The sequence below is a fragment of the Thalassotalea mangrovi genome, assembly GCF_005116735.1.
Lineage (GTDB): Bacteria > Pseudomonadota > Gammaproteobacteria > Enterobacterales > Alteromonadaceae > Thalassotalea_A > Thalassotalea_A mangrovi.
The window spans coordinates 32,406-58,035 of record NZ_SWDB01000018.1; the positions used below are offsets into that span (position 1 = coordinate 32,406).

The 25,630-nt window shown below is 46.7% G+C and carries 23 protein-coding genes; 15 read left to right on the forward strand and 8 right to left on the reverse strand.

Annotated elements, in window-relative coordinates; translation table 11 throughout:
- Window positions 1-21: 21 nt before the first annotated feature.
- The 6 genes from E8M12_RS08000 to E8M12_RS08025 all read right to left on the reverse strand — a co-directional run bounded on the left by E8M12_RS08000 (window position 22) and on the right by E8M12_RS08025 (window position 7,715).
- A complete protein-coding gene (locus E8M12_RS08000; protein ID WP_136735577.1) occupies window positions 22-1,950 on the reverse strand; it encodes an alpha/beta hydrolase domain-containing protein in 1,929 nt (642 codons plus the stop codon).
- 249 nt (window positions 1,951-2,199) lie between these two features.
- Window positions 2,200-3,288, reverse strand: coding sequence for a Kelch repeat-containing protein (locus E8M12_RS08005; RefSeq protein WP_438363457.1), 1,089 nt, complete (start codon window positions 3,286-3,288; stop codon window positions 2,200-2,202).
- 21 nt (window positions 3,289-3,309) lie between these two features.
- The gene (gene plsB / locus E8M12_RS08010; protein ID WP_136735579.1) at window positions 3,310-5,739 is read right to left on the reverse strand and encodes a glycerol-3-phosphate 1-O-acyltransferase PlsB; all 2,430 of its coding nucleotides are present in this window, start codon (window positions 5,737-5,739) and stop codon (window positions 3,310-3,312) included.
- Between the two features lie 151 nt (window positions 5,740-5,890).
- Window positions 5,891-6,175 (reverse strand): VF530 family protein, encoded by a 285-nt coding sequence (locus tag E8M12_RS08015; RefSeq protein WP_136735580.1) that lies wholly within the window; start codon window positions 6,173-6,175, stop codon window positions 5,891-5,893.
- 386 nt (window positions 6,176-6,561) lie between these two features.
- A complete protein-coding gene (locus E8M12_RS08020) occupies window positions 6,562-7,494 on the reverse strand; it encodes a sodium-dependent bicarbonate transport family permease (protein ID WP_136735582.1) in 933 nt (310 codons plus the stop codon).
- 2 nt (window positions 7,495-7,496) lie between these two features.
- Window positions 7,497-7,715 (reverse strand): hypothetical protein, encoded by a 219-nt coding sequence (locus E8M12_RS08025; RefSeq protein ID WP_136735584.1) that lies wholly within the window; start codon window positions 7,713-7,715, stop codon window positions 7,497-7,499.
- A gap of 114 nt (window positions 7,716-7,829) precedes the next feature.
- Here E8M12_RS08025 and E8M12_RS08030 point away from each other — a divergent pair, with 114 nt between their 5' ends.
- Entirely contained in the window at window positions 7,830-8,762 is a 933-nt protein-coding gene (locus E8M12_RS08030; protein ID WP_136735586.1) for a LysR family transcriptional regulator, read from the forward strand.
- Between the two features lie 75 nt (window positions 8,763-8,837).
- Here E8M12_RS08030 and E8M12_RS08035 read toward each other — a convergent pair whose 3' ends face one another.
- Complete coding sequence (locus E8M12_RS08035) at window positions 8,838-10,049, reverse strand: type III PLP-dependent enzyme (RefSeq protein ID WP_211245007.1); 1,212 nt, start codon at window positions 10,047-10,049, stop codon at window positions 8,838-8,840.
- A 427-nt stretch (window positions 10,050-10,476) separates the two neighbouring features.
- On the opposite strand from E8M12_RS08035, the gene E8M12_RS08040 reads away from it, so the two are divergent.
- The 7 genes from E8M12_RS08040 (at window position 10,477) to E8M12_RS08070 (ending at window position 18,927) form a co-directional block, all read left to right on the forward strand.
- Window positions 10,477-12,033: an agmatinase family protein gene (locus tag E8M12_RS08040; RefSeq protein WP_211245008.1), complete on the forward strand. Its 1,557-nt coding sequence runs from the start codon at window positions 10,477-10,479 to the stop codon at window positions 12,031-12,033.
- Between the two features lie 9 nt (window positions 12,034-12,042).
- Window positions 12,043-12,849 (forward strand): peptidylprolyl isomerase, encoded by an 807-nt coding sequence (locus E8M12_RS08045; RefSeq protein ID WP_136735587.1) that lies wholly within the window; start codon window positions 12,043-12,045, stop codon window positions 12,847-12,849.
- 144 nt (window positions 12,850-12,993) lie between these two features.
- Window positions 12,994-13,608: a transcriptional repressor LexA gene (lexA, locus tag E8M12_RS08050; protein ID WP_136735589.1), complete on the forward strand. Its 615-nt coding sequence runs from the start codon at window positions 12,994-12,996 to the stop codon at window positions 13,606-13,608.
- 725 nt (window positions 13,609-14,333) lie between these two features.
- Complete coding sequence (coxB, locus tag E8M12_RS08055) at window positions 14,334-15,833, forward strand: cytochrome c oxidase subunit II (protein ID WP_246034071.1); 1,500 nt, start codon at window positions 14,334-14,336, stop codon at window positions 15,831-15,833.
- A gap of 10 nt (window positions 15,834-15,843) precedes the next feature.
- Window positions 15,844-17,445 carry a cytochrome c oxidase subunit I gene (gene ctaD / locus E8M12_RS08060; RefSeq protein WP_136735592.1) on the forward strand — a complete coding sequence of 534 codons (1,602 nt, stop codon included), beginning with the start codon at window positions 15,844-15,846 and terminating at the stop codon, window positions 17,443-17,445.
- 14 nt (window positions 17,446-17,459) lie between these two features.
- Entirely contained in the window at window positions 17,460-18,002 is a 543-nt protein-coding gene (locus E8M12_RS08065; RefSeq protein ID WP_136735594.1) for a cytochrome c oxidase assembly protein, read from the forward strand.
- A gap of 46 nt (window positions 18,003-18,048) precedes the next feature.
- Entirely contained in the window at window positions 18,049-18,927 is an 879-nt protein-coding gene (locus E8M12_RS08070) for a cytochrome c oxidase subunit 3 (protein ID WP_136735596.1), read from the forward strand.
- Between the two features lie 36 nt (window positions 18,928-18,963).
- Here the strand turns inward: E8M12_RS08070 and E8M12_RS08075 are convergent, their stop codons facing one another.
- The gene (locus tag E8M12_RS08075; protein ID WP_281277709.1) at window positions 18,964-19,179 is read right to left on the reverse strand and encodes a DUF2909 domain-containing protein; all 216 of its coding nucleotides are present in this window, start codon (window positions 19,177-19,179) and stop codon (window positions 18,964-18,966) included.
- A 38-nt stretch (window positions 19,180-19,217) separates the two neighbouring features.
- Between E8M12_RS08075 and E8M12_RS08080 the strand changes: the two genes are divergently transcribed.
- The 7 genes from E8M12_RS08080 (at window position 19,218) to E8M12_RS08110 (ending at window position 25,584) form a co-directional block, all read left to right on the forward strand.
- Window positions 19,218-20,015, forward strand: a complete 798-nt coding sequence (locus E8M12_RS08080) for an SURF1 family protein (RefSeq protein WP_136735600.1) — start codon at window positions 19,218-19,220, stop codon at window positions 20,013-20,015.
- Window positions 19,981-20,553 carry a redox-active disulfide-containing membrane protein gene (locus E8M12_RS08085; protein WP_136735601.1) on the forward strand — a complete coding sequence of 191 codons (573 nt, stop codon included), beginning with the start codon at window positions 19,981-19,983 and terminating at the stop codon, window positions 20,551-20,553. Before E8M12_RS08080 ends, E8M12_RS08085 begins: the two co-directional genes overlap by 35 nt.
- A gap of 27 nt (window positions 20,554-20,580) precedes the next feature.
- Window positions 20,581-21,588 (forward strand): COX15/CtaA family protein, encoded by a 1,008-nt coding sequence (locus E8M12_RS08090; protein ID WP_136735603.1) that lies wholly within the window; start codon window positions 20,581-20,583, stop codon window positions 21,586-21,588.
- Entirely contained in the window at window positions 21,581-22,528 is a 948-nt protein-coding gene (gene cyoE, locus E8M12_RS08095; RefSeq protein ID WP_136735605.1) for a heme o synthase, read from the forward strand. Before E8M12_RS08090 ends, cyoE begins: the two co-directional genes overlap by 8 nt.
- Before the next feature lie 60 nt (window positions 22,529-22,588).
- Window positions 22,589-23,221 carry an SCO family protein gene (locus E8M12_RS08100; RefSeq protein ID WP_136735606.1) on the forward strand — a complete coding sequence of 211 codons (633 nt, stop codon included), beginning with the start codon at window positions 22,589-22,591 and terminating at the stop codon, window positions 23,219-23,221.
- A gap of 32 nt (window positions 23,222-23,253) precedes the next feature.
- Window positions 23,254-24,216 carry a DUF2167 domain-containing protein gene (locus E8M12_RS08105; protein ID WP_136735608.1) on the forward strand — a complete coding sequence of 321 codons (963 nt, stop codon included), beginning with the start codon at window positions 23,254-23,256 and terminating at the stop codon, window positions 24,214-24,216.
- A 201-nt stretch (window positions 24,217-24,417) separates the two neighbouring features.
- A complete protein-coding gene (locus E8M12_RS08110) occupies window positions 24,418-25,584 on the forward strand; it encodes a low temperature requirement protein A (protein WP_136735610.1) in 1,167 nt (388 codons plus the stop codon).
- Window positions 25,585-25,630: the final 46 nt, after the last annotated feature.

Consider the following 25,630-nt stretch of genomic DNA (forward strand, 5'->3'; position numbering starts at 1 on the left):
ACCTGTTATTTGATTTAACGCTTAATTTCTGATTGAAAAATGCCAGTCCCATAACGACTCAGCCTGGGCTAATATCCCCGGTTTATCCTGAGCGAGTAATACGCCGGCCTTTATTTGTTGCTCCGATACTTTGGTGACGTGCTGTAAATACTCTTGTTTAGTGGCGTAACGTTTGCGAATCCGCTGTTCTGGCCACTGGTAGATACCACCACGAAAATCCACCATCTCGTTGCTGGCAAATTTACCATGTCGCAATGACCAGGGTAAAAATGTGGCGATTGGTGCCTCGATTAACGGATGACGAATGCCGCCCAATTCATGGCCGTTGTCGTCGACTTTTGGTACCGGTGGCACAATCTCTGCCATGATCAATGGCGGGTTATTATCAATGATACCCGTTGCAAAGCGTTTACCGTAATCCACCTCATAAGCAGTATGGGGCTTAAAAGGTTTTTGAATGTTTAACCATTCTGGCAGCTGAAAATGCGAGAAATTACTCAACGTCTGGTCGGCATATTTAGGGTAACGACTATCGATTGGAACCTGGTCATTAACCACCCAATCGGTCAACTGCCCGAGCAGGGCGCGCAAATGCGGCAAAAAGTTAATAGCATTGCCCTGATATAAGCGACTGTCTTTACCAACCTGTTGCACATCTTCCAGCGGCTGCACGAAATGCTGGGTTGAGGCCAAATGAAAAATACGCTCATTCGCCAGCGGCTCGACATCATAGATGCCGTTGGTATGGATCAAACCGGCAGCTCGGCCCCAGTACTCATAGCCAGTATTGGTATAAAAAACCTTTGGGTAATAGGTCTCGTGGAAGCGTTTTAGTAAGCCATCTTTTTTTAGGCTGATTTGCGACCGCAGTGGCGCACTGGCAAAAGGAAAGATATCGGTTGGGTAGAAAAATGCCGACATCCGGTGGGCATCCCGGGAAGGCTGGGCGAACCGGTGGTTAAAGCTACCACGTCCGGCTCCGGCAGTATGAATAAACATACCATCAAAGGCGAGCACTCCAGACTCGGTTTCATTAAACCCCTGGTAGAGAAAATGGCGTAAGAAGCGACCGGTTTGCGATACGCCAAAGGCGAGGGTTTTACCGACTTTATAGGGACTGTTGTCCCGTTTCAGGAATTCGCCGGTATCACGAATGATGCCGAGGCCTAATCCGGTAAGTTGTGGATTCTTGGTCGGGTAAACCAACTCATAAATGCCCGGCTGAAAATCGCCAATAATAATTTCGCCATTATCGGTCAATTGCCAACGCTCTTTACTGACTACTACCCGTAAATTATCACGACCTTCTCGTCGGGTTAACCAGGCCTGATCTTTCTTCTCTAAGTCGATGGGATAGACCACATCAATGCCGGGACGGTGTGCAATCGATAGCTGAGAATGGGGGGTATCCAACGTCCAGTCGCTGCGGGCAAAGCCTTCGATACCTTCAAGAATGGGTAACTGCGCGAGCATGGCATGTTCGGCAGCGGCAACATCGCCCTGCCAGCCTACCCAGACCAGTGATAGACCCAGCTCCTGGATCAGACCGTCACCCAGCAACTTGCTGGCATTCGGGTAGTTGGAACGCTCTGCCAGATTAAAATATCGCAGTGCCGCTTTCGAACCGCGGTTGCTCACTTCAACCAGCGCGCCTTTTCGGTGCTTTGGATCTTTGGCCTGAATGATAAAAAAGTTTGCCGTCGCTGAGACTTGGCCATTTGTACCTTTGGGGGCCAGGGCAATATCGGTAATTGCCTGATTAGCCTTGTGCCCGGGATCAAATTCAAAATGAAAAATACCGGAAACGGCCTGATAGGTTTGCCCTTTGAATTGAAAGTCCTTAGTGGATTCGATTTCCTGCTTTACCAGTTCGGCACGAGCAGCGTTGCTGGTAACTAACAACAGAACAACCAGAATTGAAGTGATGATTCGAGCGGAAATGGCGTGCATCGTTGTTAAATTCCTTATTCCTGGTGCAGGGCCAAATGCCGGATTTTCTGACGCTTTCTTTGCGCTCAGGGGCTACGGCGGTAGGACAAAAACTTTAGCAAAAACATCAGGCAATGGAAATAAAAAAGGTGTGCCAGGGGACTGTTTACTGCAGATTTAAGTCATCTTAAGGGCAAACACGAATTGCTAAGCCGCTGTGATTGGTATGCCCTCATTGTTCACAAACCAAAATAGCGACCACAATAAACGTTAGTGGCTGGCAGGCAATTTGCGGATGATAACCTTGTCCAGCACCTGTTGTTTATTATCCATGCCTCCCACGGTAAGTAGGTGATTACCAACAACGATAAGGCCACGATGATCCATAGTGGCTAGTGCAGATTCATTACCCGCACCATCATACACCTGCCAGGCGTTTTTATCGGCTGCATAGATCCAGGTTTCGCTGCTGGCGTCAGATGGTTTACCGTCATAGCCAATACCGTTGTAGTTATATGGGTTGGTGGAACCGCCTACAAAAACGAATTGCCCATTGCTGGCCGCGGCGGCCATGCGATATTTCGCCTTGCCAGTCGGGTGAGCGATTAATCGCCAGTCGACTTTAAGGGGATCGTCGGCATCAATACTGCCACGGTAACACGCAGGCTCGGGCGCATACATGCGACGGGCATTGAGCCTGGGTACCACTTTAACGCCATCACAGATAATCATCTGGTTTTCCCAGATTGCCCCGGCATGGCCAAATACCGGTTGGCCCAGATATGGCGAAGCTTGTTGCCAGGTATTGGTTTGAGTATCGTATACCTGTACCAGGTTGACATTGCCGGCATTGTGCCAGCCACTGATTAAATAAATATAACGTTGCTGATAAACCAGGGCGACGGCATCATCAACTGGAACTGGCATCGGTGCCAGTCGTTGATAGGTATCCTCACTAATGTCATAGCGAAACACGTCAGGGCTGGAAATTTCCTGATGGTCGGCAGCGACCGTATAGCCACCGAAGAGATAGGCATACTCGTTAATGCCCACCGCAACTGCGGCAAGTCGACCTGGCAATGGCAGGCTTGAAGGCACAGATGATATTGATCGCCATTGATTTTCACCAAGCTCAAGGGCATAGGCTCTGTTGTGCACATCCCGGTAAGTTTTACCCTTGCCAAGACCCATAAACGACAACAGATATTGCCCCTTGTCATTACTGACTAAAGCCACCGCATTGTTGGCAACTGGCTCAGGTAAAGCCGGAACGTTTAAGTCGGCCGGTTCAGCCAGGAGGGGGTGTGCAAACAACCCCAGGCTGACAAATAACGAAATGAATCGGCGTCGATACGTCAAGGTTACCTCTGAATCCCCGTTTTAAGAATGGAGAATACTTTGCAGTACATCATCATCGGTTAGATCACGAATCAGTTGATCCAGCGCAGCAAACTTATCAGTCGCCAGGAAGCTACCGTTGTCGTCAGTATGGATAAATCCATGATCGCGAAGAGAATTGATAATGGCACTTTGCGCTTTTTTATCAATAAATTCCGGTGCATTGATGTTGTGCAGGGTCGACATCCGACTTGCCAGGGCGGTGGCGTCATTTTCTAACGTAGTGCGACTCACCGGTTGCAACTGAGCGATAAGTTTCAGCACGATAGCGTAACGTTGAATTGTCTCGCTGACACAGGCAGATAACAGTGTCAGTTTAAAGCCTTGCTCATGCTCATCAATAATTGACCAGTACCCTGCCTTGCTTTGTTTGATTAAATCCTGCTCATCAAACACGTTTAATAGCGCTTCGACCTGTGCCTGAATTTGTTTCTGGTCTTGCCATAAAAACAGCTCAGCTTTAAACAGGGCAATCAAGGTGGTAACCGAACTGACCATCTCTTCGGTGGTAAGCTTTTCATAGGATTTTAACAAGCGACAAATCAAAGACGGCAGAATGTAGGCGTGCAGGATGTTGTTACGATAATAGCCCATCTCCAGCGAGGCGTTCTGGCTCAAGGATAAGATTTGTCCAAGTTTATCGTCTTCCACTTCCACTTTGTTGAGCTTGATAACCTGCTCAACCAGCTGTTCGCCAGTTTCCTCCGGGATCGACATTTCGTCACTGTACGGCGCCTTGCGTTGCACATTCAGGAAAAAGTCCAGGTGCTCGATTAACTCTTCGCGGGTTATCGCATTTTGTTCGGCGGTAAGCATAACCAAAGCCGATAAGGTGACCGAGTTTAAAGCGACCGCCTTATTGATTTCAGTCATCACCTGGTTCGCCATGGTATTTACTGCCGGTGTCAGCCAGCTTGGCTTGGGCGGATCAATAGGATCGATACTTTGCTTCCAGTCCGGAACCTGTTTATTTAAAAATTCATTAATATTGATAGGTTCGCCGAAATTCACGTAACCATTGCCATAATTGCGTAGTTTGCGAATCGCCTTGATAATACCGAATGCTGATTCTTTCTGCTTCGAACTGCCTTTTAATTCCTTGTGGTAGCTGGCCACTTCCATCACATGTTCATAGCCAATATATACCGGCACCAGTGTCAGCGGACGATCAATACCTTTCAGCATACTTTGAATGGTCATTGCCAGCATACCGGTTTTCGGCTGTAACAAACGGCCGGTGCGACTACGTCCACCTTCGGTGTAATATTTAACCGGGTAACCACGGGCAAATAACAAACCGAGATATTCACGGAAAATTGTCGAATACAGGCGATTACCCCGGAAACTGCGGCGAATAAAGAAGGCGCCCGCACGGCGGAATATTGGCCCGGCAGGCCAGAAATCGAGATTGATACCAGCGGCAATGCGCGGCGTTGCCAGCCCTTGCTGATAAATCACATAGGTTAACAGCAGGTAGTCCATATGTGAGCGATGACATGGTACATAAATGATCTCATGCCCAGCCTGCGACAACTCACGTAAGCGATCGCCATGTTTTACCTCGATATCATCGTAAAGTCGATTCCAGAGCCAGTTAAGGATACGTTGACCAACCCGGATGGTGCTGTCGCGATAGTCGGCGGCAATCTCCGTCATCATCGCCTGTGCCTGCATTTTCACTTCATCTTCGCTGATGCCTTTGGCTTTAGCTTCATCGGCAATCACTCGTTTGATTGATGGGTTTGCAAATAACGCGGTGAACTTTTGTTGTAAATCCATTAACCGCGGGCCGGTAGCGGCAACGGTTTGGCGGTGAAAGTGGAATCGGGCGATACGGATCAGTTTATGGGCAGCAACTTCATCGCTGCCTTGTTGTTCTACCATTTCTCGAAATGATACGGCTTTAGAGAAGCGTACTAAGGTATCGCGGCCGGAAAATAACACGATCCAGAATTTACGGAACCAGCTGGGAGACTCCTGATCGGCGATCATAGTGCCGACATCGGCCTTGTCTTTGTGCGGGGCACGGCCCCACAAGATATTTACCGGCACCAGTTTAGCATCCTGCTCCGGATTGTCCTGATGCAACTTCAGTAATGCCTGGCCCTGGTCGATGGCTTTAGTGTCGGCAGCCTGGCGCCATGGGAATACTGACGAAGGTTTATCAAGACACAAGCAGCGATTAAATTGCTTACCATTAATGTCCACCGTTTGCAGGGGATCCGGCAGGTTTAATTTTTTACAGGTCATCTGTAGGGTGAGCAAGTCACTTGCAGACTGATGACGGGTAATATAGAAAACCGACTTATTGTCTTCCAGCTGCAAAGATTCCTGAGGATTATCAGGGACAATTTTACAGCGAACCAGGATTTTTATTGGCCAGGACAGAAGGAAATAAAACAATGATCGCATACAGAACTTAATTCAAAAAATGTGGTAAAAAAATATCAGGCAATGATATCACTAATACTAATGAGTATTCTACAATGAGCAAATTTTAGCCGATTAATTAATGGGTTACTCAGCCTGCCCGGGACTGGCTTGAAACAAACCATGATTTTGCTCACTTACCCTGAAAATTTGCCCAGGGATCCGGGTCCTGAACGCTGTCGGACAGCAGGTCTTCACCGTGAACGATAGTATCAATATACAATTGTTCTACCTGAGCCCTGGCCCAGGGTGTTTTCCGCAAAAATTTTAATGACGACTTTACCGATGGATCGCTACGAAAGCAGTTGATCTTGATATGCTCCCCGAGGGTATTCCATCCGAATTTTTGCTGTAACGTTACAACAATCGTTTCCAGGGTAACGCCATGTAAAGGATTGTTAGGTTGTTGATTGGTCATACGTGCGTATTCTTTAAAGCCAGACTTAATACCGTTAAGTTTAACTGAGTAATTATACCAATCACATTAAATTATTGCTCACTCAGTGAGAATTTAAAGGCGTTTAGACAAGGCTTTGATTGCAGAGAATGGTCGTTCCGTTATCAAAATCAGCCAAAATCAATAACGCCGGATAAACGCCTTTAAAACTCACCCGTAGGGAGTTAATCAGAGGCCCATATACGGCCCTATATTTCAATAAGATAGAATGACTATATCAATGAAATCTATGTTGTAACTGAACCTCTGCCCTAACTCTGAGTTGTGCACAAACTTAATGTGATTGGTATTTCAGGCGCTAAAGAAAATTTCTCTTTTAACGCCTCTAGTACCTGGCGTGGTAGAAATTATTGAACCAGATATTGCCCTAGAGCAATAAAGAATGGCACACCCAACATGACATTAAAGGGAAAGGTGATACCAAGCGAGGCGGTAATTGACATACCGGCGTTAGCTTCTGGCAGGCTCTGTTTCATCGCTGCTGGTACCGCAATATACGAGGCGCTGGCGCCGAGAATCGCCATTAATGCAACGCCACCGGCCGTGAACCCCAGAAAGATACCAAGACCAGTCCCTGCCAGGCCCCCCAATAGAGGCATTAATATCGCAAAGCAAATCAAAAACAGGCTGTTTTGACGCAGGGATGACAATTGTTTACCCGCGACCAATCCCATTTTAAGCAGGAATAACGCCAGTACACCGGCAAATAATTCAATAAAGAATGGACTGAGCTTTTCGACGCTTTGTCCACCAAAATAACCAATGATTAAGCTACCTGCCATCAGCAGGATACTCTGATTGGCTACCAGTTCTTTTTTGATAAAACTTACATTGACCGCCGAAAGATTTCCCTTGGCGAGGATTAGTCCGGTGAAAATCGCTGGCATTTCCAATAACACCACGAATAAAGGAAAGTATGCCTCATATTGAATGTTTTTTGCTTCCAGCAAGGCAATGGCAACGGCGTAAGTGGCGACGCTAACTGAGCCATAATGAGCGGCAATGGCGCCGGCATTTATTTTATTGATATCACCGAAATAACGCAGCATTGGGTATGCCAGCAACGGAAGGATGGCACCAAACAGTATCACGAACATAGACATTTTCAGCAGTGCAATATCTAAATGCTGTTGCAGGGCGATACCACCCTTTAAGCCAATCGCGATCATCAAAAACATACTGATCGATTTATATAATCCATCACTAAACGCCAGTTTGGCGCCAGATAACTGGCAAATTATTCCCAGCAGGAAAAATGCCACAACCGCATCAATGCTCATACTTACTTATCCCCTGTTATTAAATTAACGTTGTTGAGGGGCAAGCTGCTGGTTTTTCTGTCCAGCAATGACCTCAACGTGTGAATCAGGATAATCACTAGGATAAGCAGTGCGGTAATGATAAAACCGGGCGCATTGTGACCAATGCGTGCGCCCAGCCAATAGAACACCAGTAGGATACAGCTGGTGACCAGGGCAAAAAAACAGGTATGTTTGTTCATATGACCTCCAAATCAGAATTTGCAGGATTTTACCTTTGCCATAAATTAGATAAAAATAGATATAAACTAAGTTTGTGTTAGATTTTTATCTATTTATTGAGGGGAGGGATTGCTATGGCTTCTCGTTTACACGCGCATATTGGCACATTCCGGCAATTAGAAATTTTACTGGCAGTTTATCGCGGCGGCAGCATAAAGGCTGCCTCGGAAAGCTTGTTTCTTACCCAGCCTACCGTGTCCATGCAATTGAAAAAACTCTCTGAAGCTATAGGTCTCCCCCTGTATCAACAGCTTGGTAAAAAATTAAAATTTACCGATGCCGGGCTGGCAACTATTGATACAGCAAAACATATTCTACAACGTTGTGAAGAGTTGGATATGCACTTGTCTAATTTACGCGGGCTAAAAACGGGTACCCTGAGATTGGCATGTGCAACGACGGCGAAGTATTTCATTCCGCATCTGCTTGGCCCTTTTTGTAAGCGCTATCCAGGTATCGAAATTCAATTTACGGTAGCAAACCGACGCCAGGTGATTGAACGGCTAGAGCAGGGACTTGATGATTTTTATGTGTTCAGTCACCTGCCTCAGGGCCTTGATATCGATGTTATTGAATTTATGGCAAATGATCTGGTTGCAATCGCAGGGGCGAGCCATCCCCTGACTAAAAAGAACCGGGTGTCACTGGAGGAATTTTGTCAGCAAGACTTTCTCATTCGAGAAAATGGTTCCGGCACCCGCTTTGCCACAGAAGCTTTCTTTGCAAAGCAACCGGTAAAACCCAATGTACGAATGACTATTGCCAGCAACGAAGCCATTATCCATTCGGTATTATCGAACCTTGGAGTGTCGATTTTGTCCGCTCATACCCTGGCATTTGGTGAAATATACGACGTAAAAGTAATCAACGTCGATTCGCTACCGATAAAATCTCAGTGGTCTTTTTCGTGGATAAAAGGACAAACGTTGTCTCCCATCGCTAAAGTATTTTTAGATTATGTGGAAACTGAAGGGCGGGAAATGATGGCAAAAGCGGTAAAACTGTAAAATACGGCGTCAGCCAGCCTTAACAGAATTAGACTGGCTAATATCAACTCAAAATAAGCATGCCAGAGCAGATGTTTATGCGCTGTGCATAGCGACCTGATTTTGTTGTTCGTTAAGCACCACAAACTCGGCGCGCTTAAAGAAATTAAAATCGGTTGCGGTGCAAGAACAGTATGCGCCCATCATCGAACTGATGATTAAATCATTGTTCGCTAATTTTGGCAGTAAAATTGAATCGGCGATGACATCGATACTGTCACAGGTAGGCCCTGCCAGAACCGCCGGATAAATTTCTGTACTTTGTGTCAGCGAGGTAATTTGATATTTCGCTTCATCAAACATCAAGCCACTGAACGAACCGTAAATACCATCATCAAGATAATACCAGGTCTGGCCATTTCGCTCTGCCTGCCCCATCACCGAGGCAATATTGGTCACCGCCGGCGCGACAATATAGCGGCCAGGTTCAGCAATCACCCGAACGGTCTCTGGTAGTTCGTTAAGAGCCTGGCGAATCGGTGCGCAAAACTCATTAATGCCGATGACATCCGGCGTATATTTCACCGGAAATCCGCCGCCAATATCGAGCGTACTGAGCGGTGGCAAGCCAGCCGTAATCACCTGGTTCATGATCGCCTGGCAGCGACGGATAGCGGTGGCATATTTTTCGCCACTTTTCGTTTGCGAACCCACGTGAAACGACAGGCCTTTGATGCGAATACCGAGTGCAAACGCTCGCTCAATAAGAGCTAACGCATGTTCAGGGCGACAGCCAAATTTTTTCGACAGATCGGCAAGGACATCGGCATTGGGAAAGCTCACCCGAACCAGTAGTTCTACCTGGCCTTTATAGGGTTCGAACTTTTCCAGTTCATTAACATTATCAACAACAAACACATTGCAGCCGTATGTCAGTGCATGCCGGATATCGCTGTCGCGTTTAATCGGATGAGTCTGAATTGTACGATCCGCTGGCACACCAACGCTGGCTACCAGATCTACTTCACCATTGGTCGCTAAATCAAAATATGCACCTTCAGCCAGTAACGTGCTGACAACCGCCGGATGTGGCAGGGGTTTCAGAGCATAGTGCAAGTCGACATTTGGCAAGGCCTGCTGCAACGCATGGTATTGGGTGCGGACAATGTCACAATCGAGCACCAACAATGGTGAACCAAATTGCTGGACTAAAGATTCGGCTAACTGCCGGTTCATGGCTCCTGGTGCTTGTTCAACCACAGGCGATTGCTCGGAAAATTCCGACGCTGAAATAGGGGTGACAGACATTGCATTTTCTCCGCGTATCGTCAATAAAACTAAACTAAAAACCCAGTCTGGGTTCGAGCGATTCAAATATAATTAAACATTCAAGTTCACTCTTGGATAGTTGCTCTATTGCCTTGCCGCGAATGCGATGTACTTGGATTGGCTATCAACAAGAAGTGTGCGGATAATAGTTGTTTTTTTTTAAGATGCAATCTTTTTTTTTGACGGTTTATTAAGCAGATTGCCGATGCCGTTAACGGGTTCCTGGCAGCCTTTATGTGGCCGTGACAAGAACCAAATAGGACTCGCAATACCGTTAACTATCCCTCACACCGCACATTCTCTGATTCATTAATTTTTTTCTAATTAGCTGTAAAACTTGAATTTATTAAGATTCAAATCGATGCTTATGATTACTGTTGAGTTCAGGTTTAGGAAGCGACCAGACATGAGTTTCGCACCATTAAATTACCAAAACCCGGTTTTGCCAAAGCTGTTAACGTTCGGCTTGCTGGTGCTATTCCTGACCGTAGCGAGTTCGGTTAACGCGAATGATTCCGCAAAGGAACAGAAGCTGGTTGAACTGCCCGAGTGGCTGTCTCAAAGGATCACTTCTTTACCGGTCAAAAAACGAAGATTTCTACAGACCGAAGATGCGGAGACGTTTGCTGGCTCGCGAGAAAAACTGCTCATCGTCCTGGAAAAGAAATCCACCGCAGAAATTGCCGCATATATCGATGCGGTTCAGTCATCATTGTCGCAACTAACATACAACGAAGGCGTGGATTTGGCAGCCATTCCCTTGAATACGGACGCCCCATGGTTTAACTGGTGGAAAGTTATGCGGCCAAAAGATGTTGAACCAGAAAGGCAAGCCGGCCCTTTCAATGTTAGCCGGTATGCATACCCGAAAAGCGGCATCGCCACTTTTGGTGGTTTTCCGGTAGCACTTTATCCGGAGGACTTGCTTGCCGGTAAAGTCGAAGTTGCTTTTGTTGGCGTTCCCCTCGATATGGGCAGCTACCATCGAGGCCAGAAATTCGGCCCTATGGCGATGCGTAATGAAGAAGGAATCGGTGCCATTGATATGGCCACTATGGTTGATCCGTCAAAAGAGCTTATTGCCGTTGATTACGGCGACATTGGCGTTGATAACATGAGTACCGAAATCAGTGTCCGGCATGTGCGCGAGCGGATCGCGGAAATTGCCCAAACCGGGGCGATTCCGTTCATTATTGGTGGCGATCATAGCCTTGAATATCCCGATGTCGCCGGACTGGCGGATGTTCATGGCAAAGGTAGTTTCGGTGTGATTCACTTTGACTCCCATTACGATGCCGGTAAAGGTGGGGCCCACTTTATCACTCATGGTCAACCGGTGTACCGGCTAATCAAAGAAGGCCACATACCAGGAAAAAATTTCATTCAGGTAGGCTTGCGCGGCGGCTGGCCGGGGGAAGATGGTTTTAAATGGATGCGCAACAATGGCATGCGCTACCATACGATGGCTGAGGTTGAAAAACGTGGCTGGCCTGCAGTGATGAAAGATGCATTGCGCGAAGCTCGGGAGAATACCGAAAAGTTATTTATCTCATTTGATGTTGATGTCCTGGATCCTGCATTTATACCCGGCACCGGAACGCCGGTTCCAGGTGGCCTGACGATGCGCGAAGCGGTACCTATCGTCCGTTATCTTTGCGCCGAAAACGATATTATTGGTTTTGAGCTGGTTGAACTTGCGCCAAACTTAGACCCAACATACCGGTCTGCAATGAACGCCAACTACATTGTAAACGCATGCCTTACAGGTTTAGCCCTGCGCAAGAAAGGTATAGTGGAAGAAGGTTATTTTTCACCGTTGACGACTGAGCATCGACAGCCGGAAGCGGGTTTGCAGGGTAAAGAGCAAGAAAAGAGCGAAGACATTGACCGCAACTACGCCACTGGCGAGCCGATACAGCAGCTGGTGGATAAGAAATCCAAAAAAGATAATGGACGAGATTAGGATAGGTTTATGCAAAGGATTAGGCGCTATCTAAAAGACCCTCTATGGCTTTTTATGCTCACTGGTGCTCTAATTTTTTATATTGATAGCCTGATGCAATCCCCGGTTCATAATGAAGTCGCTTTTTCGAGTAAGGCGATGCAACGCCATTTTGAGCAGCCGGTTCAGCTTCTAAGTCAGCATATCACCGCAGCAGAGCAGGCGAAAATGACCCAACAATATCGTGATCGCGAGATATTGTTTTATGAGGCGCTTGAGCTGGGTCTTCATTTAAACGATCCCATGGTTCGCAAAGCATTAGTGGAACGAATGCGACAGATAATGGTGAGTGATATCAGCTACCCCGACGAAGGTGAATTGATTGATTATTACTCCAGCAACCTGCATCGCTATCAATCGGATTTCGAGATCAGTTTTGAGCAATTTCATCTACCGATGACAACCCCAGACGTCGCTCAGGCCTTGTCCCTTTTAGCGCAACATCCAGACTTGCAGGAAATTGATTCGGTCAGGCGACGTACATTTAACCGCTATGGATTGAGTGTGTTGCGGGCAATGTATGACGATGAACAATTAGCACAGTTACAGGCGGCGACAAAAGGCGCATGGATTGCTCTGGCTCCAGGTGAAAACGGATTGCATCTGGTAAGAGTGCTGGCATCGTATGCCCCTGAGCAAATCCCCTACCTGCGGATTAAAGATCAGGTCAGAACCGATGTGCTGGCAATTCGGGAACAAGAGGCCATCGACAACGCGATGTCACGATTGCGCAGTAAGTACCATTCTCGATCCGATCGTCAGATAACGGCTGATTAGTTGTTTTTATTAACGGGATGTTGGTCATAAATTTATCTTAAGGCTGGATTTTAAAAAAAATTCTGTGTCAATTTTGGGTTTGCTTTTCATCATCAACTGTATATACTGACAGTACAATGTACTGTACAGATAGACAGGAATGTTATGCGTCCGTTGACACCGCGCCAATCACAAATTTTTGATTTAATAAAAGAAAAGATCGCCGATACCGGAATGCCACCGACTCGGGCGGAAATTGCCGAATTTTTTGGCTTTAAGTCGGCGAATGCGGCGGAAGAGCATTTAAAGGCACTTGCCAAAAAGGGCTTTATTGAAATGTTACCGGGCACGTCGCGTGGCATTCGACTTGCCGACGAGCATAATGAAGAACTCGGGCTGCCATTGATTGGCCGGGTCGCTGCCGGTGAACCGATTCTTGCCCAGGAACACGTCGAAGACAGATACCAGATTGATGGTAATCTATTCCACCCTAGTGCCGATTATCTGTTGCGGGTAAATGGCGAGAGTATGAAGGATATCGGTATTCTTGATGGTGATTTGCTAGCGGTACATCAAACCACCGACATTCACAATGGCCAGGTCGTCGTGGCTCGTGTTGAAGATGATGTCACGGTGAAACGCTACAAGCGCGAGGGTAATGTGGTGTACCTACACGCTGAAAACGAAGATTTTGCGCCCATTAAAGTCGATCTTGCCAGTCAGCAATTTAATATTGAAGGTATTGCCGTCGGGGTGATTCGTAATGCCGATTGGATGTAATCAGAAGGCTGAGTGACAAGGTGGAAGGGTTAAGTAACTAATAATGTTACCACCAAAAATTCCGTTCACCTGTATGGCCAGCGATTTTAATTCGTTTTGTGATTATTAGAGTCATTTATTTTTATCTGTACGATTTTCTTTTTAACTACCTGAATGCACATCCAGGGGGTCATGGCCGGTCCCTTTTCAGGTAGTTACTTCCCCCTCCCTCTGAAATTTAATAGTTGATTGCTCATTAATTGCTCAGTTGTCACCTAGGTTTTCAGTTATTTATCTATAACTCAATGATCAGTAAAACAAATCTTATCCCGCTAAAATCAATTACTGCGCTCAAGATATGAGCAATTACTCTACAGATTCAGTCTAAAAAAAACTCAATTTTCAACGTTAAACCACTAGACCTTGATTAAAAATTGAGTAATCCTAGACCATGAATTAGTCAAAATCATAATAATTACGCTAATCCTACCACCCCTTTGACGTAGGTTTGCGGTACGTAAGAAACCGAGGGTTGCTGAACATTAGTCAGACGTTGTTGTCCAGCACTATCATCCAGCCCTTGATAATAACAATAAATTTTACGGAAATTTGCGACATAGAATTCAGTAGTATCCTGTCCTTGTTTCTGTCTTTGTTCGCTAATGCAGAGGAGATGTCTAGTGAAGAGACGTAACCTGGGTTGGCTGTTACTGGGAAGTTTGTTTTCCAGCACAGCTTGGGCAGACATGCAGTTAAACATGACCAAAGGTGTCACCGATATCAGTCAGGAAGTGTTCGGGCTGCATATGCTGGTGATGTGGATATGTACTGCGATTGGTATTGTGGTCTTTGGTGCCATGTTCTGGTCAATGATATTTCATCGCAAGTCTAAAGGCGTCAAGCCCGCCACTTTCCATGAAAGCACCAAAGTAGAGATACTCTGGACGGCAATCCCCATTTTAATTCTTATCGGTATGGCCTGGCCTGCGACGAAAACGCTGATCGCCATGGAAAACAATGATAACTCGGATATCACCATTCAAGTTACCGGCTCCCAGTGGAAATGGCACTACAAATATTTTGACTCCGATGTTGAATTTTATTCCGTTCTGACCACGCCGCGAGATCAGTTCGACAACCGTGAAGGTAATTATGTCACCAAAGGCGAGCACTATTTGCTCGAAGTTGATAAACCTCTGGTCATTCCTGCGAATAAAAAAGTCCGGTTTCTGATCACTTCAGACGATGTTATTCATTCCTGGTGGGTGCCGGATTTTGCCGTCAAACAGGATGCAAACCCAGGGTTTATCAACGAAGCCTGGACCAAGGTTAATGAACCTGGCATCTATCGCGGACAATGTGCGGAATTGTGTGGTAAAGACCACGGTTACATGCCGGTCGTTGTCGAGGTGAAATCGGAAGCGGATTATGCCCTTTGGATGGAAGAGCAAAATCAGGCAATCGCTGCGGCGAAGATGGCCGAACAGGAATCTCTGGCGACAAATATGAGCATGGAAGAGCTGATGGCATTAGGGCAAGAAACCTACACAGCTTACTGTGCAGCCTGTCACCAGCCTAATGGTATGGGTCTGCCGCCTGCATTCCCGGCACTGAAAGGAAGCCCTATGGTTACCCAGGATCAGGCCGCGCATATCGATATTGTTCTCAATGGTAAAGCCGGTACCTCAATGGCAGGCTTTGGCAAGCAATTAAATCTTAAGCAGCTTGCTGCTGTTATCACTTACGAGCGTAATGCCTGGGGTAATAACACCGGTGATATGGTTCAGCCAGCTGATGTGAATGCGTTATCCGCGACTCCTCAGTCGGCGAAGCTACCTGAAAAATCTATCGATGCTGAATCTGAAACGAAAGCGGTCGAAACCGTTGCCCTGGTTCAGGAGAAAACCGTTGATGCGGCGCCGGCCAATGAGCCGGCAACGATGGAAGAACTGATGGCCGAAGGTGAAAAAGTTTACCTGGCTAAATGTTCTGCCTGTCACCAGGCCAATGGTGCCGGTATGCCACCAGCGTTTCCTGCGCTTAAAGGCAGCGCCATGGTAACCGGAGATGTTGCAGCGCATATTGAGATGGTTAAAAACGGTAAACCCGGTACCGCAATGATGGGCTTTAAAGGGCAACTAAGTGCCCGTGACATGGCGGCGGTAATTACCTACGAGCGTAATGCCTGGGGTAATGATACTGGTGAGCTTGTGCAGGCAAGCGATATTGATGCCGGAAAAGAATAAGAGGTAAGACATGACGACGGTAACAGACACTATGGATAATGTGGATGCACAACATGATCATCATGCTGATCATAAAATGACAGGCATCAAACGCTGGCTTTTAACCACAAACCATAAGGACATTGGTTCATTATATCTGTGGTTCTCTTTTATTATGCTACTCACCGGTGGTGCAATGGCGATGGTGATTCGGGCGGAGCTATTCCAGCCAGGACTGCAAATTGTTGAGCCGGATTTCTTTAACCAGATGACGACCGTACATGGTCTGATCATGGTTTTCGGTGCCATTATGCCGGCCTTTACGGGTTTGGCAAACTGGATGATCCCGATGATGATCGGCGCACCGGATATGGCGTTACCAAGGCTGAATAACTGGAGCTTCTGGATCCTGCCATTTGCCTTTTCAATTCTGTTGGCTTCGCTGTTTATGGAAGGCGGCGGTCCGAATTTTGGCTGGACCTTCTATGCACCACTGTCGACGACCTACTCTAACGGCAGCACGGCCTTCTTCGTGTTCGCAGTGCATATTATGGGGATTTCCTCAATCATGGGGGCGATAAATATTATCGTTACCATCATGAATATGCGAGCGCCGGGCATGACCTATATGAAAATGCCACTGTTCGTATGGACATTCTTTATCACCGCGTACCTGTTAATTGCGGTAATGCCAGTATTGGCGGGTACGGTCACTATGGTGTTAACCGACACTTACTTTGGCACATCATTCTTTGATGCCGCCGGAGGTGGTGATCCGGTATTGTTCCAGCACATTTTCTGGTTCTTCGGACACCCGGAAGTTTACATTATGATCCTGCCGGCATTTGGTATTGTCTCCACCATTATCCCGGCATTTGCCCGTAAGCCACTGTTTGGTTACAGCTCAATGGTTTATGCCACGGCATCGATTGCGTTTTTGTCATTTATTGTCTGGGCGCATCACATGTTTACCACGGGTATGCCATTAGCCGGTGAGTTGTTCTTTATGTACTGCACCATGCTAATCGCCGTACCGACCGGAGTGAAAGTGTTTAACTGGGTCGCGACCATGTGGCGCGGTGCCATTACCTTTGAAACACCGATGCTGTTTTCCATCGCTTTCGTGATTCTATTCACCATCGGCGGTTTCTCAGGGTTGATGCTGGCGATGACGCCGGTAGATTTTCAGTATCACGATACATACTTCGTCGTTGCCCACTTCCATTATGTACTGGTAACTGGATCGTTATTCTCGATTTTTGCAGCGGTTTATTACTGGTTGCCGAAATGGACCGGCCATATGTACAGCGAATCCCTGGGAAGATGGCACTTCTGGTGTTCAATCATTTCGGTGAATGTATTGTTCTTCCCTATGCACTTCCTGGGCCTTGCAGGGATGCCGCGTCGTATTCCGGATTATGCATTGCAGTTTGCCGACTTTAACAAGTGGGTCAGTATCGGTGGTTTTGCGTTTGGTCTGTCGCAACTGATTTTCCTGGCCCTGGTGATTAAATGCGTCCGTGCCGGCAAACAGGCAGAAGCAAAATCCTGGGAAGGTGCTGAAGGTCTGGAATGGACGGTGGCATCACCAGCGCCATATCACACGTTCGCAACACCACCAAAAGTTGACTAATTACAGGGGCGATTATGGCAGAGCAGAATCAACCACAAATTAAAAAATCGGTGATTAAACTATCGATTACGGTAGTGGCGATGTTTGGATTTGGTTTTGCTCTGGTACCTCTGTATGACGTTTTTTGTGAAGTAACCGGTTTAAACGGCAAAACCGCTAGTGAGGCGACAACCTATCAGGCCAATGGTATCGATGAGAGTCGTACTATTACCGTACAGTTTTTAAGTCGTACTGCGAAAAATGCGGCCTGGCAGTTTAAACCGGAAATGAATTCCATCCAGGTTCACCCGGGTGAGATGAAATTTGTAAAGTTTTACGCCAAGAATAATACCGGTGCCGATGCGGTTGCTCAGGCAGTACCATCCGTGTCGCCGGGACAGGCAGCGAATTATTTCCAGAAAATTGAATGTTTCTGTTTTAACCAGCAGCCTCTACAAGCAAATGAAGATGTCTGGATGCCATTGCAGTTTTATGTCGATCCGGAATTACCTGAAGATGTAACCGAGCTGACGTTGTCGTATACCTTGTACGACGTAACGGCGACTACGGATTCCTGATCCGGGTAACACATGGCTTAAAACATTGGGGAATGAAGGAAATCTTATGTCTAGTAAAGATTACGAAACGTATTATGTGCCAGAGCAGAGTCACTGGCCAATTGTCGGTGCCCTGGCACTGTTTTTAATTGCCATAGGCGCAGGAAGCTATGTGGCAAACCTGGATACCGGTGAGGGTGTAGGGGGCTATATCTTACTCGCCGGTATTGCTTTGATTATTTATATGATGTTCGGATGGTTTACCAATGTGATCGATGAGTCGATGTCCGGCAAGTATTCGGCACAAATGGATACATCATTTCGCCAGGGAATGAGCTGGTTTATTTTTTCCGAAGTCATGTTCTTCGCGGCTTTCTTTGGCGCTTTGTTTTATGCACGTATGTTGTCGGTACCCTGGCTTGGTGGTGAAGGTAATAACTTCGAAACCTGGAATGTATTATGGCCAGAATTTCAGGCCAGCTGGCCATTGATAAAAACCCCGGCCGGTTCTGAAACCGAGGCGATGGGCTGGTATGGATTACCGCTTATCAACACCATACTGCTGTTAACGTCATCTTTTACGGCCCATTTTGCCCATGTGGCGCTTGAGCACAATAAACGTGCAGCGCTAAAAGCCTGGCTAGGGCTTACCATCATCTTAGGTTCAATCTTTTTAGTACTGCAGGTGGTGGAATATCAACATGCGTATGCGGAAATGGACCTGACCCTGACCAGCGGCATATATGGCAATACCTTTTACATGCTAACGGGTTTCCACGGTATGCATGTGACCTTAGGCACCATTATGTTGATAGTGATGTTTTTGCGAGTCAGTCGCGGTCATTTTACCCCGGATAACCACTTTGCGTTCCAGGCAACCAGTTGGTACTGGCACTTTGTTGATGTGGTCTGGGTATTATTATTTGTATTTGTTTACATCTTATAGACAGTAAAGGTGCGGTTGGGGCTTAGCCCCAACCGATTAAAAAGGTCGCGGATTTGGCGTGATTACGCCGGTCGCCATGCCAATTAATATCAGCAGGATGATCAGTGCCGAAAGCATTACCCGACGACCGATGAATTTAGACATTTTTTGTTCACCATCGGGCTTTTTAATCATTTGCCGCATGGCGAGCACCAGGTTGTAGATCATGGTGACAAGCAGTACCAGGATCAGGATTTTAAATAACGTATTCAAAATAGCTCCCATTTGTAGTTGTTTTTATAGAAGTAGTAATGGCCGAGTCAATTAACCCTCAACACAGTTCAAACGAATCAGGCAAATCGTATATACGCACCTGGCGTTGGACCTGGATTGTGTTTACCTTGCTGGTATTTTCTTCATTAATCAAGCTTGGTGTGTGGCAATGGCAACGTGCCGATGAAAAATCAGAGCGCCTGGCGCGAATTCAATCGTTCACACAGACACAGCCGCTGACGTTGGACCAGATAGACTTGCAACAAGCAACCGAGCATATCAATGATTTACCGGTCAAATTACAGGGGCAGTTCCTCAATCAATACCCACTGTTACTCGATAACCAAACGGATCAGGGTAGGACTGGATATCGGGTTTTTGTGCCCTTTGCCGATGAGTTAAGCAATCAGACCGTGATAGTAAACCTCGGTTGGTTGGCGGGTGATGTGGACCGCAGTAAGCTACCTGAAATCGAGGCGATAACGGGAGTGCAAACGCTTACCGGGCATCTACGGGTAATGCAGCCACCCTTATTTTATCGTCAGCAGCCACTCAGTGCTGGCTGGCCTCAGCGACAGCCACACATCGATCCGGTATTTCTCGCGGAACAACTGAAAATGAAATTAGCACCGGTGGTGATTTATCTCGACCCCGAAGTCGCAATTGGTTATAAAAAGAACTGGAACCCAATCGTTATGCCTCCGGAAAAACATCGGGGCTATGCCTGGCAATGGTTCAGCCTGGCACTCGCTTTTCTATCTCTGATGATCTGGGCAGGATATAAAAACAAAGGAAGTAATCATGGTAGATGGTCATGTTCCAACATCCAAATTTAAATCTCGACTGAGTCTGATTCTGGTTATTGGCGTATTCGCGGTACCGGTCATTATCGCCAAACTTGCACTGAACAATCACTGGTACAACGAAGGGGTCACTAATCAGGGTGAACTGGTACAAAATCCATTGCATTTAAGCGAACTTGGGATTGATGTTGATAGCAATGCCAAGCAATGGTTAATTATCTATGGGCTGCCGCAGGCCTGCGATGATAAATGCGATAAAGCCCTGTTTTCCATCAATCAATCCTATCACGCTCTGGGTCGTGAAACCGGCCGAGTTACGCCTTTGGTTTTAAACCCCGAGGGTAATAACGGGCAATTGCTGGATAAACTCAATAGCAATCACTGGCAGGTGCAGGCACCATCGCTTAGAGCATCACTCAGAGTACTGCCAACACAAGTGTATGTGGCTGATCCTCTAGGCAATGTGATGATGATTTATCAACTCCCGGAAACGGAACATGAGTTCAAACAATTTTCTCAGGATTTACTGTCAGATATGCGAAAACTATTGAAGTATTCGCGTATTGGATAATGCCCCTTAACCACAAAGGAAAGACGTATGAATAATAAAAAACCTTTGATTATCCTTACCTTGATTTTAGCGCTGGTAGTTATCTCGCTTGGTGCTTATACACGTCTGACGGATGCCGGACTTGGATGTCCAGACTGGCCTGGTTGCTATGGATTGATTGATGTACCCAAAACTGAAACGGAAATTGCTGCGGCCGAGCAGGTGTTTCCCGAGCGCCCTGTCGAACCTCACAAAGCCTGGAATGAAATGATTCATCGTTATTTTGCCGGCAGTTTGGGGCTGCTAATTGGTCTTATCTTTATTCTTTCCTTTAAAAACCGCGAACAGGGTGGGCCCCTCTACCTGCCAATGTTTATGGTTGCTGTGGTGATGTTCCAGGCGGCTCTTGGCGCCTGGACAGTAACTATGAAGTTGATGCCAATTGTGGTCATGGGCCATTTATTGGGTGGGTTCCTGACCTTATGTTTACTCTACCTGTTACTGCTCAGGGTCAGTAAAGTTCGGGTTAACGCCACGGATTCAGGGCTGTCGAAATATACCCCGTTTGCCGTGCTGGGTATTGTTATCCTAACCCTGCAAATAGCCCTGGGGGGCTGGACATCGTCAAATTATGCCGCCTTAGTGTGTCAGGAATTACCCGTTTGTCATGACGGTTGGATGCAACAACTGACATTTTCCGAGTCATTCCAGTTAGTTCCACCAAAACTGGAGACTTATGAGTACGGACATTTAGGGGCAGCTGAACGGGTGACAATTCATGCCATGCATCGCATTGGCGCGATGATCACATTTGTATATCTGGCCTGGCTGGCGTTTACGCTGTTTTTCAAAGCGCAGTCGCCGAAGCTGAAAAACGTTGCTTTAGGCCTGGCCGGGATACTGCTAATCCAGGTTGTCCTGGGTGTATCTAATGTTCTGTTTTCACTGCCACTTGCTGTTGCCGTTGCTCATAATGTGGTCGCTGCTTTGTTGATGCTGGCGTTGATCACGGTGGCTTACCTGTTAAAACCTCGCCCGGAGAATGCCCATGTCTAAAACCATCACTGACACAGGTGCTGCTAAGTCGCTAAGCACTGACAATCGCGCAGAGTCCGTTTCTGTCTCATCCAGTGTACCTCTGTGGCGAGAGTATTATGAGATCACTAAACCCAGGGTAGTGGCGCTGCTTGTGCTCACGGCGTTGGTCGGGATGTGCCTGGCACTACCCGGTGCAATTCCTGCCAGTATTATGGTGCCGAGTATTGCCGGTATCTGGTTATTGTCTTCGGCATCGGCGGCTATTAACCATATTGTCGATCAACAAATCGATGCAAAAATGGCTCGCACCAGTAAACGACCATTACCCAATGGCCGCATTACCACCAACAACGCCATAGTTTTCGCTGCTATTCTCAGTGTGATTGGCTTTACCTTGCTGTATGTCTGGGTAAATCCGCTGACCGCCTGGCTGACCTTGTCTGGTCTGGTTGGCTACTCGGTAATCTATACCATGTACCTGAAACGGGCAACGCCACAGAATATCACGATTGGTGGCCTGGCCGGTGCGATTCCACCATTACTTGGCTGGACATCGGTAACCAATGAAATTCACCCGCATGCGCTATTGCTGGTATTGCTGGTATTTACCTGGACTCCTCCACACTTCTGGGCGCTGGCGATTCATCGTCGCGATGATTATGCCAAAGTAAACATTCCCATGTTGCCGGTAACCCATGGCATTAATTTCACTAAAACCCAGATTTTACTCTATACGGTATTGCTGTTTATCGTCAGCCTGATCCCTTATCTGGTGGGAATGAGCTCCTGGTTGTATCTGCTTGGTGCGGTGGTGTTAAACGTGATCTTTTTAGGATATGCCTGGAAACTTAAATTCAATGCCGAACAGGATACCGCGATGCAAACGTTTCGTTTTTCCATCGTCCATTTAATGCTATTGTTCGTCATCCTGTTGGCAGACCATTATTTATTGCCCTAACTATTTGGGTCAGGAAAATAGCGACATACCATCGATGCTAAAGCGCAAGATTTGAGAGTTATGCAAAAGTTTATATTAATCATTCTGGCAATCATTGCCGCCGCCATTGGTCTGGTGTTGTACCAGACCTACCAACAAAGCCAGCAGGTTGAAAAGGCGCTGGTATATCAGCAACCACGGTCGATTTTGCCATTTGTCCTCAGCGATCATAATGGCGTTGATTTCAGCAACGATCGCCTTGCTGGAAAATGGTCACTGGTATTTTTCGGTTATACCTCTTGCCCCGACGTTTGCCCGGTGACATTGCAGGAACTAAACCGCGTTTATGCTGACCTGAATAAAGCGGCATCAGACCCGGTTCAGGTGCTATTGGTTAGTGCTGATCCGCGCCGTGATACACAACAACGACTGAATAGTTACATCAATTACTTCAATAAGGAGTTTATTGCCCTGCGCGCCGACCACAACCAGCTGTTCCCATTTTCCCGAAATCTCGGACTGATGTATTCGATCACCGATGATAGCTCACAGGAAGATTATCTGGTGAACCACAGTGCGTCGATTGTACTGATTAATCCTCAAGGCCAGATTCAGGCAATTTTTAAACCTAGTATTGAGGTGGGACAGGTGCCTGCTATCGATGCCAAAGTTCTGCTCAGTGATTTTGAAAAAATTGTCAGGCAGGTATCTTAATAAATTCAAGAGTTTTAACTTCAGGGAAGATTATGCAACAACGTATATTAAAGAAAACATTATTGTTGATAATGGTGTCAGTGGCTCATTTCGCAACGTTTGCTTCTCAGCAGGATTATGCAAATGAGAGCATCGAAGAACCGCAGAGTCAATTGACTGAGCCTGCTCTTAGCGAAGAAGAACAGTTTCAGCAATGGGCCGAGCAAACCTTAGAATCATTAACCCCGATCACCGGTACGGTTGAAATAGCGGATGCCGGAGCAACGCTAGAGGTGCCCGAGCAATATTATTTTCTTGGCCAAAAAGATGCTCGTATTGTACTGGAGGATATTTGGGGTAATCCGCCAAGTGAATCGGTTTTGGGCATGTTGTTACCGGCCGGTTTAACCCCGTTTGACGAAGAATCATGGGCGGTAACCATTGAGTTTAGCAATGACGGCTATGTGTCAGATGAAGACGCTGCCGACATTGACTATCAGGAATTACTTACCCAGTTACAACAAGATACTCAGGATGCCAACGAACAACGTGTCGCCGCAGGTTATCCAGCGATGACATTGTTGGGATGGGCAAGTAAACCCTTCTATGATCAGGCAAGCAATAAGCTGCATTGGGCGAAGGAATTTAGTGTCGAAGGGTATGAGCAGAATACCTTAAACTACAATATTCGCGTTTTAGGTCGTAAAGGTGTACTCGTGCTTAACTTTATCGCCGGGATGGAACAAAAGACTACGATTGATAGTGAACTGGAGAATGTTCTGGCGATGGCTGAATTCGACCAGGGTTCACGGTATGCGGACTTTAACCCTGAAATTGATGAGGTTGCTGCGTACGGCGTTGGCGCCCTGGTAGCTGGTAAGGTGTTGGCTAAATCTGGATTTATTGCCGCCGCTATCATGTTCTTGAAAAAATTTGGCGTGTTTATTGTTCTTGGAATCGGCGCCCTGTTTAAAAAACTCTGGTCAAGAAAAACGAAATCAGAAGACCTGTCGTAACGACGCTTATTCGCTCGCACAAATAAGGCAATGCTCAGCATTGCCTTTTTTGTGCCGGTTGTTAGTTGCCTATACTTGTTTCTGTCAGTAACGACTGAAAGTTAACCTCCCTTTTTAGATGTATTTACTCCGATTGTTGGCGGTTGTTGCCGTATCTGTAATTCATCAACGAGGGGAAATTATCTTGAGAAGAGGCAGTTTATGGCTCGTTTTTTTACTCCACTCACCGCACGTGATAATCAGGAACCACACCGGACGGCCACAACGTTAGAGTTGTTTTTCGATCTGGTCTTCGTCGTGGCGATTGCCACTGCCGCCCATGGATTCGCAAACCACCTGGTTGCCGGGGAGGTTGGCGACGGTATCGCTAAATTTATTTTCGCCTATTTGTGTATTTGGTGGGCGTGGAATCAATTTACCTGGTTTGCATCGAGTTTTGATAATGATAGCCCTGCCTATCGCATCAGCGTGCTACTAATGATGGTCGGTGCCATGCTGATAGCCGCCAGTATGGATTCGCTGTTTCAAAAATCGTTATTGCTTTATACCTACCTGGGTTACGTTTTGATGCGTGTTCCTTTTGTGTTTTTATGGTTGCGCGTCGCACTTGATAATCCTGAGCTGAGATCTAAAGCGGTATTTAACGCGATTAGCCTGATTCTATTACAGGTTTACTGGGGCTGGGCAGCATTAGGTGTCCATGATAATTATTTTGTGGTGCACCCTATATTCCTGATAGGTTGGTTGCTTGAATTCTGTGCGCCGGTAATTGCTGAAAAAATTAAACATAGTCAGTGGCACCCGGATCACATTCAGGAACGCTTCGGATTACTGATGATAATTGTCTTAGGGGAAGTCATTGTGGCCAATATCCATGCCCTGACCACGGCAATTGATGGTGGACCGGATTTACTGCTGTTTGCCTACACCCTGGTGACTATTTCTCTGGTTTTTGCCATGTGGTGGTATTACTTTTGTGATCAGCAAGATACGCTTGAACATTGTGTATGCCGGGCATTCAGTTGGAGTTATGGCCATTTTTTCATTTTTCTCTGTGCGGTGATGGTAGGCTCAGGTCTTACCTATATGCATCATGGCTATGAGGAACATCATGTCGGCCAGAATGCCGCACTGACAGTATCGATACCTATTGGTTTATTTATCGTCAGCATATGGTTTGTTCGCGACCGATTGTTATTGTGCAGGAAAGGTCAGGCCATTGTGTTGCTGTTGGCGTTATTATTGATGGCTACGGGCTTTTTACCTTATGGTCTGGTTATTGCCACCATACTACTGATTGGTATTGTGGTGTACCGACAACATATGTGGCGAACAATGGAGAATATTGACAGAAATTTGTCAGACTAAAGTGGTCAGGAACTACACTCCGATGGCAATCCTTGCTAAAATTGCC